The sequence below is a fragment of the Bacillus cereus group sp. Bc010 genome (assembly GCF_027716745.1).
GTDB lineage: Bacteria > Bacillota > Bacilli > Bacillales > Bacillaceae_G > Bacillus_A > Bacillus_A pacificus.
Map to the genome: position 1 here is coordinate 277691 of NZ_JAQFUY010000002.1, position 13830 is coordinate 291520.

Consider the following 13830-nt stretch of genomic DNA (forward strand, 5'->3'; position numbering starts at 1 on the left):
ATCCTTCAAATATTGTTTTCAAATTATGAAAGTATAAAATAAGCGAATTAAAAATTGATTTTTCTGATTTTTATTGAGAAATATTTTATTTGAATTTCACATATTAACATTTATAGGAAGAAGATGTTAATATTTAGAGGCGGAATTATTTAAAATATTCTAATAATAAAAGAGGAGAATGTTAAATGATAATTAGAAAAAATAGTCGTTTCGCTCTTATATTAATATTAGCTTTAGGTACATTTTTCAGTATTTTTGGAGTAAGTAAATTTTCGCTAGCTGATACAAGTGATGAAACTGTCAATTTTACTTTCCAATGGAATAGTGCTTGGGATTATACAAACGCTCGTAGAAAAGATAATACTTCCTCAATGTATATGCGTGTGAATTCTAGCAATTCCGCAGGTTCTTTCAATGTTTGGGCGGAAGCAGATGCCAATGTGTGGAGTGGGGGAAGAGATTGGAAAAACGCTTCTGGGGATGGTAAACATGAAGGTGCTGTACAACCAGGGCGTACATATCTCTTCATAAATAATGCAGTTGAGACTTATGGTAAACAAGTTCCTGTCCGTTTTGGTGGGTATTCAAGAGAGAATAACTCATATAATGTTGATTGGAGCCCTGATAGCGTTAGACCAAAAGGATCTTATACTGAATATTAAGTAAAAATTAAATCATAGTAATATTTTCAAATAATACCGCGCTCTTTAAAATTTTTTTGCTACATGTAAAAGTTGTATGATTCTTAATAAGAATCATACAACTTTTTTTGTCAGAGGATTACGATAAACATTGTAAATTGATAGACTAAAATAACTATTACTGACAAAAGGATTAATTAATTATTTCACTATAAAACAACTTTCACCAGTGTAATCCTTTATCAGAAAACAGTTGAAAAAATTATTACAATTATTAATACCATAAAAATTTAAGGGAAATCGGATATAAAAAACTATTATAATAAAAGATGGACTTCTTTTCCCTTTCCAAAAAGAATGACACGTTTTCTTGTGTAATATCACTAGGTTATTTTATCCATAAAATTGATTGGAGGTAATCAAAATCAAATTAGTAAGATATTTAATTTTATTATGTATTTCCGCAACAACCTTATTCTTGTTAACTGCCTGTCAAAAAGAAATTAAAGAACCCATTATCATTATTGATGATGCAACGAGTCAAAAAGAAAATTTAAGGAGAATTGAATTAAAAAATAAAAATAACAATGCCATTTTCAATCAGGTATTTTTTGAAAGTAAAGATGGAAAAACATTTTACGATAAGCAAATAGATGTAAACGACATTCGTATAAAACAAAACATATCAAATAAAAAAATTCAACCGGGTGTATTACCAGAACAAAATTATATTTTTTTATCAGGTTTTAGTAATAAAAACAAGCCCAATTATTTATTAGGACGAATCGAACAGGAAGATGGGAAAGTTATACAATGGAAACAAGAAATTAAGTATATGAAAAAAAATGGCACTAAAGATGTTTATCAGTATGAAATTCAAATGCCTAAATTTGAGGGCAAACAAGCCTATATTTCTTTTCGCTATATATGGCTAAATACAAATAACAAATGTTATGGTGTGGCAGATCAATTATTCACATTACAAAAAATTAAATCTGGTAATATTTTGGAGGATGTCCAACAATGAGTTATTTTTTAACACGACTTTTCAAAGGTAAAATATTATGGATCACATTATTCATGATGTTAATTATTAGTTTTATACAATATATATTTACCTTTATAACAACTAAGGGATTTAATAGTACGCACTCAATAGTTATATCCCCATATTTGTCTAATATTCTATATTTTAATAGATTTCCATTTTACAGTGAACTGTATCTCATTGTATTACCTATAGCAGCTGCAGTTACTTTTTCAGGAATGTACCGAATGGATCGAAATAATGGTTTTTTATATTCAGTTTTAATCAAGATGGGAACTCAACGTTACTTTTTATCATTGTATTCAATTAATTTTATTATTTCGTTTTTAATTATAGCTATTCCACTGCTCTTTAATTTTTATTTATATTTAATGACATACCCAGCGGTTGCTCCAAATCCAATAATAAATTATACGTCGGCTACTATCTCTCCAACCGCTCAATTTCATACCGTTTATTATGGGCACCCCAACATATATTTTCTTATGTATGTATTTTTAAACGGGATGTATGGCGCAATTTGTTCAAGTTTAGCACTAGCTGTCTCCTTTTTCATCAAAAGAGTATATTTTGTTTATGTAGTTCCTTTTATTTTACATATCTTTTGGTTAACAATTGGACAATCATTTATTAATCCAAAAGAATACTTAATTAAAGATCTTGGCTTTTTTGAACTTCAAAACTTCTTAATTGTCTTAATTATTATTTGGATTTTATCCTTATGTGTTTATGTTTGGGGGAGTAAAAAGCATGTTCTTTTATAATTCGATAAAAGAAACTATACAAACAAAATACAAATCATTATTAGTTATTTTGGCATTGAGTATACTTACAATATACCTCTTAACAAAAGATACTGTACACAATCAAATGAGCAGTCTAGAGGTACTTTTCAAATTACTATCTGTTCATCATTTATCAATGATTTTCATTCCATTAATAATTATTTTTGCTGTATATACCATGTCGGGATTTTTTAATATTTACGTTATCCACCGAATGAATAATACGTTAAAACTGGTAAGCATATATTATCTAAAAGTAATCATATTTACAATGATAATTGGCGGGGTTATTATTTTTCAGAGTAGTTTAACTGCCTATGTAATTTCCTCAGGTACAGAAAAAATTAACTTTTTTAGGTTTGTACCATTTCAGATGTTTTCTATTATTTTCATAGGGGTAGTGGCTGCTTTTTTACAACTTCTATTACCAAACATTCTGGTAATAATTATTTTAATATGTACAATAACAGTAGATGCGTTACTATTAAACGGCTACTTATTTATACATACCTTTTTCCAAAATCCAGCCAACGGCATAGGCATAATAGCCTTACGTGTAGGTATATTCTTTTTCATATATGCCCTTAGCATATTCATTATTGAGAAAAAGAATTATATCTCTTCGGAAGAAGAGAAAGAGGTGCATTAATAAATGATATTATACTATTTATTAAAAAGAGACTTGTATTTACGCTTTAGAGATACCATGAAAATGTCTACTTTTCTAATCCTTTTATACACTGCTATTGTTTTTTATTGTACATGGAATCAACTTACCGCCATGAATGAGCGACATGTTTCTCTAAGTATTAATTTTTATAAAATATTTTCAGGTGTAGATTTTATTAATCTAGCTCACTTTTATAAAGAAGGTCGTCTAACATTCCCTTTTTACTGGCTCTTCTTTCAGTTGATTCCTTTATTGGCACTAGGACATTTTACTCATTCAGATATACAAAAAAACGGTGTATATTTGCTTCCTCGTGTTAGAAAAAAATCTTTGTTATGGTCAAGTAAAATGATCTCATTATTCGTTTATACGTTCGTACTTTGGATTGTTATGTATGTTATTTGGTTCACATTGTATTTTTCACTTATAAATGTATTAGGTTCCTCCTCTATGTCAAATAATCTATTTCTTAGTAATATATTGTACACCATGGCAATTCAAATAATTATTAGCTATATACTATGTTTAATTTATGAACTGTTTACACTCTATATGCCTAGTATTATTGCTTTGAGCTGCTTAGTAACCTACTTAGTAGGCTCTGTATTTATTCATAGCCATTATCTGTTAGGATCTTTTGTAATGCCAGGACGTTGGTATTTTGTGGATCATAGTCCAATCCAACTAACAGCCAGTCATTCTCACTCCATTCAATATAATGAGTTTTTCTTAGTTTCATTCATTACATTTATTTTGATACTAATAGTAAGCTTTTTGAGTTTTAAAAAATTAGATGTGATAGGAGATTAAAATATGCCAGAATTTATCCGATGCGAAAATATGGTGAAGAAATTAAAAGGCAATTTTGTTTTAAATAATATAAGCTTTTCAGTAAAAAAAGGCGAAGTGTTAGTTTTAAAAGGACATAACGGATCAGGAAAAACGATGATTTTACGGGCAATAGCTGGATTACTTCATTTAAATTCAGGTGAAGTTTACGTAGATAACAAAAAAATTGGTAAAGATATTCAATTCCCAGAGGATATGGGAATATTGATTGAATATCCAAGTTTTATCCCCGGGTACTCTGGATTTCAAAATTTAAAATTTCTAGCATCTATTAATAAAAAGGTCACAGATGAAGCAATTTTAAGCACAATTGATACAGTAGGTCTAAACAAATTAGATAAGAGGAAATATAAAAGATACTCGTTAGGCATGAAACAACGTTTGGGAATTGCACAAGCCTTAATGGAAAAACCCAAATTACTATTATTAGATGAACCTACTAACGCCCTAGACAGTAAAGGAATACAACTTGTTTTAGAACTCTTGAAAAATGAAAAAGAAAAAGGAACAACCATTATTTTAGCTAGTCACGATGAAACAATATTAAGTAATCCTATCATCGATCGTATTATTTGTGTTAGCGAAGGAAGGTTGGTTGATGAAGAATGAAAAAAATATACTTTATTTTAGGAATAACCTTCACACTACTATTCCTTGTTTTTAGTATACTGCAATACAGGACTGTAAACGCAAATAATAACATGTATACAATCCAAAAAGATAATTTTCCATCCAATCGTACTTTTCAAGATTTGCAAGGAATTAAATATCATGTACTTCAGCCATTGAAGCCAATCAAATATTTTGATCCTTATAATGGTAGAGAGACTGTTACTCTTATTTTACCTTTAGACATTACGAATACAACAGACCAAACAATTGATATATTAAGCAACAGTGCTATAGAAAACACCCTATTTTACGCAAAATTAGGTGACTTCTATAATTTAATCCCATACTCCATGGAACTTCCCGATAAATACAAATTCGATTCTGTAATCCCCCCTGGGAAAACAGTTCGTGGTTATATAGGAACCAAATATTTCTTAGGAGATGATCCTAATAGAGCATACAAATCGTTCACAATTAATTACAGCAAGGTATCATTTATTTACTTTTCTAAAGGAAAAAACGGAAAATATCATGAATTAGAAATTCCAATTAACTAAAAAACGACACCTACTGGAGAGCACCTCGACTCCAATTTGGTAGTATTTACCAATTACCGTAGAACAAAGAAAAAAGGAGAATCTCTTCCTATAGAGTTTCTCTTTTTTAATTTGTTAAGCTTGGAAAATCATCGTCATCTGGACCTCTCCCCCAATGAGACAGCTCTTTTTCAATTTCGGACTGCAACATACTTATTAAAACCGTTTTATAATCCATCATTTTCAATATATATTGCCACTGCGATTCAATGTCATACAATTCATAAAATATCGTTAAATCCAACAACCACTTCACCTTATGTAACTGATCATGCTTTAAGCGAGCAGGATTGCTCTTGTTTAATACCGCTCTCTCATATAAACGATATTTTAATATATCTGAAATACCTAACCGTCTTACTTTATCAACTAAGGGTACACACTTTAATTCATAAGCCTTATTCGCTATTTCCAATGGAATTTCCGGATGAAGTAAATACCGTTCCAAATCTTGATTTTTTACGCCTACTCTTTTTGCAATTTCCTTTATGCTTGTTCCTTGATCTAACAATGTAGAAATTAAAGCCGATTTCCCCATCCAATCACTTCTAGAATTATGAAACATATTTTGTAACAGCTGCACCATCTGTTCTGTTCTATTCGAAAAAGGCTTGACGATACAATCGACAACACTTATTCCTGCTTCTTTATACGCCTCGTAGGCTACATATCCTGATAGTAAATAATATCTTTTATGATTTGGATCTTTCTCCAAAACTAGGTATTTTGACAGATTTTCACCATTCCATATGCAACGTACCATCCTTTTCTTAACCGTTTCAGAAATACTTTCTGTGTATATCGGTACAATTTGTTTTAGTCGAACAGTCATAAGCCTGGTTAAAAAAATCTAATAAAAACTATTAAAATAGTTTAGTTAGAAGTTTTCATCGTTTTCACGACGTGCGCTCACAGGATTCCGCACTAGGGGACAGCTCTCGCTCCACCGACAAGGGATGTTGCTTCTTCTACTTACTAAGAAGGATTCCTCGACCTCGGGTGTTACCCGACCCTGTAAAAGATATCTTGCACCTTCTTCACTACGTTCCAGCACAAGAGGTTTTTTATTTTTTTATCGTTTGATACACGTGTTGTTTATGATGAAACCATTGATGGAATTTCGCTTTTCGTTTTTTGAGTATATTTGTAATCCGTTTTCGAACTGTACTCCAACGTGCCCATTCGTTTTGTTTTTTCCATGATTTTGTTTGCTGTTTCGTTAATATATCTTGTAATTTTTTTGGAATTCTTTCTTTCATTCCCATGCCACGACGACCAATGGTAAGTGCTGCTGATTCATGAACAGATATTCGATATTTTTGTTGATATTTTAGTCTTCCGGAAATCGATGTGAACGCAGGTTTTACTTTGATAAACTCCACACCGTATCGTTCACACAAACGTTCTAACGTAGATAAGATTTTTCGATAACAGAAAGAATGACTCATACGTCTAAACTTCGCACTAATACTTTTATCTTGAATGAATTTCAAATCTTCGACAATAAGACCTGTACCGTCTTCCACACATTTTCTCACTAACTTATGGCAAAGTTCATAAATTAAATTTTCTCGTTTGTCAGATGGATAGTCTTGTAATCCACCTTCTCCTAACCATTCAAATGATTTGGGATTTCCGTCCTTCTTAACATGACAAATAGCCAACCCGTCTGGATTTGTATCTAAACCACGATATCCATTCACAGGAAAAGTAACAAGTGGCGCAGGTTGTTCTGTAATCGAAATATGAACCCGATATTTTCCGTTTCGCTTTAAAATTTCAACCGCATATGCATCACCAGAAGCTAACGCTTGACGCATCAATGCAGGGTAATTTCGTCCGTTATATTGACCTGTTTTTTTCGATTTTTTTGATGCAATATATAAAGAAAAGCGTACTTTTTGATATAACGTTTTCTTTCCTTTTTGGAATGGATTACTTGTTGTCATCTCTAAGAAAAAAGAACCATTCTCTTCGATGACACGAAGATTAGGATTCCCTTTTTTGCTTTTATCACCACGTGAAGAAAAACGTCCATTTCGTAACTCTTGCCATTGTTCTTTTGTAATTAAACCTTTAGTACGTTTTTCAAAGTTTTCACGCCCGCCAAATATGACTTCATCATACGTATCATGTTTCACATGTTGTTCATAATGATCCATTTTCAAAATTTGTTTTTCTAATTTGTTTTGTAATCCTAATATCCGTTTTGAATTTGGATTTATATCTGGAATACAAAGTAGTTTTTCTAGTTTTGTGCTTGTTTTCTCAAAACGGGATTTCCATAATTCGAAATACTCTATCATTAATGCTTTTCTAGATTTGATTAATTGAACGGCTTCCGCTACGGCATCTTTTGCTACACGAATATTAGTATTTGTTTTTGCAGAAAGAATTTTTTCAAGAGAACCGACTGCCATTCCTTCTTGTAATCTTTTATATGCATAACGAATCATAAATGAATATTTATAACTTTCTGTATCAATAATGAATTGATCTTGTGCTGATAAATCAACCAAACAAGCAGGAATCGTCGTTTTCATCTTGTTTTCCTCCTTTCCTAACCGTACACCCTTTTTTCTATATTATGCCAAATGTTATTAGGATATGCAACTAATCTGTACATTACTAGTTTTTATATATTTTTATTAAAAAATAATATATTTTTTGAAGCTGTTGTAACCTCCCTCTCATGCTCTCTTCCTTCTTTCTATGTAAGTTATTTCTTTAATGTATGAAGAGATAATTTTGTCTCATGTCTGTATAACACAAACAAAAAATTCATTTTAATAAAATTTTTTTATATAAATGAATATTTTTATTAAATCTGGAAAGTATGATAGATAGGAAAAATCCTTATTACTTTAGGAGGCTCTTTAATGAAACTTCTCACATTAAACACCGGCATACGAAACACACAATATTCAGATGTTGAATCCCTTCTTAAATTTTTTGAAGGGGCTAAAAACTACGGCATTCTTTTTTACACAGCTGATTTAAAAAGCTTACCCTTGAATGAACCTTTCCATATATACCATTATTCAAGAAAAGGTAGCGGTGGATATCAATTGGCTTTTCCTATTCCAAGCGCTTTGTATCACTCGCTAAAAATTAATCATTATTCTCTAAAATGGTTAAATGTCTTTTATCAATTATATTATCAAGATACACCCCCTCCACCTTGGCAATGGAAATACTGGGATACTTATATAGGTGAAAATTACGTATGGATTTATAAAACTGAATGATCATATCTACTACTTTATCTTTTTCAACGAAATAAAAAACTCCTAATTAACTAGGAGTTTTTTTGGTCTTGCTGTTTTATAAAATACATTTCTAATGCTTCAAGAAACGCTTTTTCAATTTTCAACGTACCGTACATTTCATTGCCTAGTTTAAGTGGAGATGGTTTTGTTGTCATGGAGCATCACCTCATCACCACTATATGCGATAATATTTTACGGACTACCCTATTTTCTACATTCCTTTCTGAAAATTTTATATGAAAATAAGAAATTGTATAAATTAAAAGTTTAATATTTACACCATGTAACTTGTAAATTACTATTACGTTAACTAATATAAGGAGTTATATGGTTTTTCCAAACTGTTTTTACAATACTTAGTGGTTCATTTGTATCTTTTCCCCCAAACATATTCATTTGCATTTTTAAAGCTAATTCATTCTTTTCATTTACTTCGCATACAATGCTTTCATTATAGCTGTTATCCAAAGGAGACACAGACAGACGTCCATAAGCCATTTTTATGCTTGTAGTAGCAAAATCATTTGATAACCAAATCTTTAATCCACTCTTCACATTTCCATCTACATACAATTTATAAATACACTTCGCTTCTCCATTTTCCACGGTAAAATCAAAATTTAAGTTACTTTGTTTCATTTGTGAAAACAGCTCTTTAAAGATCGTATTCATTTCTTGAAAACTTTCATTAATAAATTTTTCCTTTTCTAAATCAGTAATGCGTTTTAGACTCGGTATATCAAAATCTGAAAAATCAATGCTTGGCTTTTCAACTATACCCTTAAGAGGGGTTAATTTTGGTTTTTTCCCCAAAGGTTTTTTCTCATATAACGGTACTCCCTCGATACGATAATGTAATTCTTTAAATGCCCTCTCAAAATTAGCATCATCCGAAAAGTTAATGGCATACCATCCATCCAAATGGAATGGAACCACTGATTCAAAATTGCCAGCATGTCTTACAATTAATATTAATTTATTCGGATTTTTCATCAATAATGGCATTGTTAATAGCGTTTCAAACCCAACTCCACCTTGTAATGCTTCCGCTTTCTTTTTATAGTTTTCAGTTAACACAATGACCGTATAGTCATTATCACGTACATTTGAAACCATCATTGCATTTAAATTTACTGTTTGAGATTGAGTTTCTAACATATCAAAACTCGCATCTACCCCGTTGTCTCTTAATAAACCAACTAAATCCATAACCCACTGTTGATGCTCTGGACTATCCCAGCTATAACTAATAAAAACACTTTTAGTATCTTCTTGCATTGTAATTCCCCCTAGACAATTATGTTATCGATATTTTAATAAACGATTTAAATACGTAGTTAATTCACCCTGACTACATTTTATATTATATCAAATGTTAGTTTTTACGTTGCATATAGCTCATCCATCTTACTCCTAAACTACTAAAAGCGTTTAGCTTAGGTTCAGTCACCTTCTTGTCAAATCAAAGCCAAAAGCAATTTCTTGGTATGAAAAACAAGGGTTTGTAAAAACAAATTTAGAAACCTATGATGGACTAACACATATGAGACTTCCGTTCCCTAATAAACTTACGGTTGAAAAAGGAATCTTTTAAAAGTTCTAATACTATCAGACATACTCATATATTTAACAATCGTTAGATAATTGGAGGGATGATAGTGGTACGCAGACGCTTGAAAGCGAATGGTGAAACAACGAAAGAACTTATAAAAGAATTAAATGACCCCAATCGTTTTTCACGTGCATCCAAACTATATAAAGATGCTCTTGAATTTGGAAAAAGAAGAAAAAAAGAAAATGAAACTAGGAATTAACCCTGAGTTTCATTTTCTTTTTTTTAGTTAAATAACTTATTGTAACATACATGTTTCTCGTTTTTTATTAAATAAGCATTCCACTTACCAACCATCTTGCCCCTTATATTTATCAGCTTTTTCACGATTTTCAAATTCTTGTTCTTTAGCCCATTCTGCTTTTTCTGTTTTTCCTTCTCGTACGTATTGATCAGCTTCTCGACTAAAACGATCAGCCCGATGATTAAACATCTCTTCTTTATCTTTAAAAAAACCCATAACATTACCTCCCTATTTAATTTATCCTTCGATATATGTACTCCAAAAAATTCACCTATGTTATTAATTGTTAACCTTGTTACTTGAAGAATAAACAATCCTGCAAAAACACTTACTTAACGCTCCTTTTTACCTATTATTACCATAAAGGAAAATAAAATTCAATTTTTACAATTGAATCATTCTACAAAATATAACAATTCAAAAGGAGAAGATTCCGCTCCCTTTGAAAATACACTGTTTATCTAATTTTGTAGCCTTGGAAAATCATCATCTGTGGTATACTTCCCCACTGGGATAATTGCATTTCAATTTTCGACTGAAACTGATTCATTAACACCTTCTTATAGTTCATCATTTCCAGCATATGCTCCCACTGTAGCTCTATATCGTAAAGCTCATCAAATCTAGTGGAGTTTAACAACCATTTTATTTTCTCTAACTTTTCATACGTTAATCTTTCTGATCCCCTTTTATTTAAAAACGCTTTTTCAATTTTCAACGTAAAGGACATTTCATTGCCTAGTTTAAGTGAGGATGTTTTTATTTTTATAAAGCAACACCCTATCACCACTATATGTAAGGATTGACTCTGGACGGACTATTCCATTTATTTTAGAGATTAATATGGTAATGGTTCACCAGGTCTCTTTACATACTACAACATATAGTTAAACCTCCCGGAAAACACCACATATCGTATCGAAGAACAAATATTCGTACTAAGTATTGATATTTATATTAAATTTATAGTATAATAACTCCGTTAGCAATTCTACCAAAAATTTCTTTATTTTTTACATAAATATACTACTGTCACTGTCACTCTGCTATTTCTATTACATACTATTATTTGGAGGAATTTTATGAAGTTAAACGATTATTTTAAAAAATTTGTTGCAAACATTTCCTTAAATCCCACCCGTATTAATCGCGTAGAAAGTGCTTTATCTCATTGGGGAAAAAACTTCAAAGAAGACGAAGAGATAGAAGATCTATTTCTCGATTTTTATTCACAAGGATCCTATAGTACAAATACTGGGATTAAGCCAAAAAACGATGATGAATTCGACGTTGATGCTATATTACTCCTTGAACTGGATGAAGAAAATGAACCTCAAGATATCCTTAAATGGATTGCCTCACGAATTAAAAGCCATAAAGAATTTGAAAAAAGTGTTAAAACAAAAGACCGATGTGTACGAATTGATTATGCTGGAGACTTCCATGTAGATATCGTTCCTGCATTGCCATGTGAAGGCGTCATAAAAATTCCTTCTAAAAAAGAAAACGAATGGTGCAAAACAAACCCTAAAGGATTTACTAATTGGTGCAATGCTATTAATAGCAAAACCGATAGCTATTTTGAAAAAGTAGTAAAAATCATGAAACATTGGCGCGATGATAACGTCGGAAAAGATACAGCACCTAAATCCATTTTAATGACAACTTTAATCGGTAACGCCTTTGTGAAAAAAAATTCTATTGCTGAAACTCTAGTAGAAACACTAGACGTTTTAATCGATGATTTGAACGAACTTATAGAAGAAGATGATGGTGACGTATTTGTTAAAAATCCTTCTCTCGAAGATGAGAATTTGGCTAGAAATTGGGATCAAACAAAAGCAGAGCGTTTCTTGAAAAAAGTGCAAAAGCTTAAAGAAAACTGTCAAGACGCTATGGATGAAAAGAATAAAGAAGACAGTATAGAAAAGTGGCAAGACATTTTTGGAAAATCCTATTTCCCTTCTGAATTAGGGGAAGCAAAAGATATGGCAAATAGAATTAATAATGGTTTAATAAAAGTAGCACCTACTGGTTTATTAAATCAAGAACAAGGTACAAAAATTCGTGAACATCGTTTTTATGGTGAATAAATGAAGCGTATAAAAACAATCAATCTTGGATTACAAAATTTAGCGATTCAAAAAAAGTTCCCTTCACTTAAACTTTATAAAAAAAACCATCAAGATATTTTTTGGTTAGGAGAATTAGAATCATCTCCCCACGCAGTAAAATATACGGTTAAAATTAGCTATACTCCGTATAAACCAAAAGTTTTCATTATGGAGCCACAAATCTTAAAAAGTGCTCCTCATCGTTATTCGGATCAATCTTTATGCCTATATCACCCAAACGATAAGAGTTATCGTCCTAATTTATTAATTGCAGATACTCTTATCCCTTGGACCTGTGAGTGGCTTTTTTTCTATAATATTTGGTTAGAAGAGGGTATTTGGTGGGGAAAAGAAGCCCCTCATAGCCCCATCCCCTGTTAAGAAAGGACGTAATACATGTTAAATTGGGATCATTACAAAAAAGGTTCTTGGCAAACCAAAGAGCCGAATACTTTTAAAATTTTATCAATTGATGGCGGTGGAATGAAAGGCGTTATTCCTTCTCAATACCTCAAAAAAATTGAACATATAATAGGAGAGCCTATTCATCAACACTTCGATTTATTAACAGGTACTTCGACTGGAGGTATCATTTGTCTCGGTTTAGCATCTGGAATGAGCGCTGAACAAATTGCAAATCTTTATATCCAGGAAGGAAATCAAATTTTCGGTACAAAAAAAGCAAAGGGATATTTGATAAATGCTTCATATTCAAACCACCCATTAAAAAAACTATTAATAGAAAAGTTTGCTGATAAGAAGATTTTAGATGCTAATACAATGCTCTGCATCCCATCAATTGAACATCACAAAGCAGAACCAAAAGTATTTAAAACTCCTCACCACTCAGATTATATCAGAGATGGCGAACGTTATATGTGGGAGGTTGGACTAGCAACTTCTGCTGCTCCATCCTATTTCCCTGCTGCCAATATTGGAGAAGGCGAATGTAAAATAGATGGGGGACTCTGGGCTAATAATCCCGTATTAGTCGGTATTGCTGAAGCTAAGAAATTAGGATATTCGTTAGATCAAATCAAAGTATTATCTTTAGGAACAGGCGATTGTTTATATAATGCTCCAAATAAAATCGCGGAAGCTGGTGGGCTATTGTCATGGAAGAAAAATTTGGTTGAGCTCACGTTTCAAGCACAATCAAAAGGGGCTGAACATACGGCAAAATACCTCATTGGTGAAAACTTAATCCGTTTAAATCCTGTTCTCACTCGACCGATTCCATTAGATTCTACAAAAAAAGAAGATATTGCTGATATGATACGAGAAGTAAATCATCTATTTGACAGAACCTTTATTACAAGAGGCGTAAAAAAAATGTTCTTCGAAACAAATTCAATACCTGTGTAAATAATAAAGGAGATCTTCATACACA

General features: G+C 31.4%; 18 protein-coding genes. 12 read left to right on the top strand and 6 right to left on the bottom strand.

Translation table 11 applies throughout. From position 1 onward, the window contains the following. Nucleotides 1-185: 185 nt before the first annotated feature. The 7 genes from PDQ68_RS04470 (at nucleotide 186) to PDQ68_RS04495 (ending at nucleotide 5162) form a co-directional block, all read left to right on the top strand. Nucleotides 186-662: a hypothetical protein gene (locus tag PDQ68_RS04470; protein ID WP_076868781.1), complete on the top strand. Its 477-nt coding sequence runs from the start codon at nucleotides 186-188 to the stop codon at nucleotides 660-662. A 403-nt stretch (nucleotides 663-1065) separates the two neighbouring features. Continuing rightward, nucleotides 1066-1668 carry a hypothetical protein gene (locus tag PDQ68_RS04475; RefSeq protein ID WP_076868880.1) on the top strand — a complete coding sequence of 201 codons (603 nt, stop codon included), beginning with the start codon at nucleotides 1066-1068 and terminating at the stop codon, nucleotides 1666-1668. Beyond that, nucleotides 1665-2453: a hypothetical protein gene (locus PDQ68_RS04480; protein ID WP_076868866.1), complete on the top strand. Its 789-nt coding sequence runs from the start codon at nucleotides 1665-1667 to the stop codon at nucleotides 2451-2453. The genes PDQ68_RS04475 and PDQ68_RS04480 overlap by 4 nt, the downstream gene beginning before the upstream one ends. Beyond that, nucleotides 2440-3123, top strand: coding sequence for a hypothetical protein (locus tag PDQ68_RS04485; protein ID WP_076868867.1), 684 nt, complete (start codon nucleotides 2440-2442; stop codon nucleotides 3121-3123). Before PDQ68_RS04480 ends, PDQ68_RS04485 begins: the two co-directional genes overlap by 14 nt. A 3-nt stretch (nucleotides 3124-3126) precedes the next feature. Further along, nucleotides 3127-3954, top strand: a complete 828-nt coding sequence (locus tag PDQ68_RS28975) for a hypothetical protein (RefSeq protein WP_076868868.1) — start codon at nucleotides 3127-3129, stop codon at nucleotides 3952-3954. A gap of 3 nt (nucleotides 3955-3957) precedes the next feature. Next, the gene (locus PDQ68_RS04490) at nucleotides 3958-4602 is read left to right on the top strand and encodes an ABC transporter ATP-binding protein (protein ID WP_076868869.1); all 645 of its coding nucleotides are present in this window, start codon (nucleotides 3958-3960) and stop codon (nucleotides 4600-4602) included. After that, nucleotides 4599-5162, top strand: a complete 564-nt coding sequence (locus PDQ68_RS04495; RefSeq protein ID WP_076868870.1) for a hypothetical protein — start codon at nucleotides 4599-4601, stop codon at nucleotides 5160-5162. The genes PDQ68_RS04490 and PDQ68_RS04495 overlap by 4 nt, the downstream gene beginning before the upstream one ends. A 106-nt stretch (nucleotides 5163-5268) precedes the next feature. On the opposite strand, the gene PDQ68_RS04500 is transcribed toward PDQ68_RS04495, so the two are convergent. Next, complete coding sequence (locus PDQ68_RS04500) at nucleotides 5269-6033, bottom strand: helix-turn-helix domain-containing protein (RefSeq protein WP_076868871.1); 765 nt, start codon at nucleotides 6031-6033, stop codon at nucleotides 5269-5271. A 232-nt stretch (nucleotides 6034-6265) separates the two neighbouring features. After that, nucleotides 6266-7744: an IS200/IS605 family accessory protein TnpB-related protein gene (locus PDQ68_RS04505; RefSeq protein WP_076868872.1), complete on the bottom strand. Its 1479-nt coding sequence runs from the start codon at nucleotides 7742-7744 to the stop codon at nucleotides 6266-6268. Nucleotides 7745-8080: 336 nt separating this feature from the next. Here PDQ68_RS04505 and PDQ68_RS04510 point away from each other — a divergent pair, with 336 nt between their 5' ends. After that, on the top strand, nucleotides 8081-8449 hold the full coding sequence (locus PDQ68_RS04510; RefSeq protein ID WP_076868873.1) for a hypothetical protein: 369 nt from the start codon (nucleotides 8081-8083) through the stop codon (nucleotides 8447-8449). Nucleotides 8450-8499: 50 nt separating this feature from the next. On the opposite strand, the gene PDQ68_RS04515 is transcribed toward PDQ68_RS04510, so the two are convergent. Both PDQ68_RS04515 and PDQ68_RS04520 read right to left on the bottom strand, forming a co-directional pair. After that, nucleotides 8500-8625 (bottom strand): hypothetical protein, encoded by a 126-nt coding sequence (locus tag PDQ68_RS04515; protein WP_258959470.1) that lies wholly within the window; start codon nucleotides 8623-8625, stop codon nucleotides 8500-8502. Between the two features lie 151 nt (nucleotides 8626-8776). Further along, nucleotides 8777-9748, bottom strand: coding sequence for a toll/interleukin-1 receptor domain-containing protein (locus tag PDQ68_RS04520; RefSeq protein ID WP_076868874.1), 972 nt, complete (start codon nucleotides 9746-9748; stop codon nucleotides 8777-8779). 380 nt (nucleotides 9749-10128) lie between these two features. Between PDQ68_RS04520 and PDQ68_RS04525 the strand changes: the two genes are divergently transcribed. Continuing rightward, the gene (locus PDQ68_RS04525) at nucleotides 10129-10284 is read left to right on the top strand and encodes a hypothetical protein (RefSeq protein WP_175879550.1); all 156 of its coding nucleotides are present in this window, start codon (nucleotides 10129-10131) and stop codon (nucleotides 10282-10284) included. Nucleotides 10285-10368: 84 nt separating this feature from the next. On the opposite strand, the gene PDQ68_RS04530 is transcribed toward PDQ68_RS04525, so the two are convergent. Together PDQ68_RS04530 and PDQ68_RS04535 are read right to left on the bottom strand one after the other, a co-directional pair. After that, nucleotides 10369-10542 (bottom strand): hypothetical protein, encoded by a 174-nt coding sequence (locus PDQ68_RS04530; protein ID WP_154644223.1) that lies wholly within the window; start codon nucleotides 10540-10542, stop codon nucleotides 10369-10371. A 241-nt stretch (nucleotides 10543-10783) separates the two neighbouring features. Continuing rightward, a complete protein-coding gene (locus PDQ68_RS04535; RefSeq protein WP_076868875.1) occupies nucleotides 10784-11056 on the bottom strand; it encodes a hypothetical protein in 273 nt (90 codons plus the stop codon). Between the two features lie 352 nt (nucleotides 11057-11408). Here PDQ68_RS04535 and PDQ68_RS04540 point away from each other — a divergent pair, with 352 nt between their 5' ends. Genes PDQ68_RS04540 through PDQ68_RS04550 form a run of 3 tightly spaced genes read left to right on the top strand, consistent with a single transcriptional unit; the run spans nucleotide 11409 to nucleotide 13805 of the window. Next, nucleotides 11409-12419 carry an SMODS domain-containing nucleotidyltransferase gene (locus tag PDQ68_RS04540; protein WP_176359595.1) on the top strand — a complete coding sequence of 337 codons (1011 nt, stop codon included), beginning with the start codon at nucleotides 11409-11411 and terminating at the stop codon, nucleotides 12417-12419. Continuing rightward, the gene (locus PDQ68_RS04545) at nucleotides 12420-12821 is read left to right on the top strand and encodes a type II CBASS E2 protein (RefSeq protein WP_088106394.1); all 402 of its coding nucleotides are present in this window, start codon (nucleotides 12420-12422) and stop codon (nucleotides 12819-12821) included. A 15-nt stretch (nucleotides 12822-12836) separates the two neighbouring features. Continuing rightward, nucleotides 12837-13805, top strand: coding sequence for a CBASS cGAMP-activated phospholipase (locus tag PDQ68_RS04550; RefSeq protein ID WP_088106393.1), 969 nt, complete (start codon nucleotides 12837-12839; stop codon nucleotides 13803-13805). Nucleotides 13806-13830: the final 25 nt, after the last annotated feature.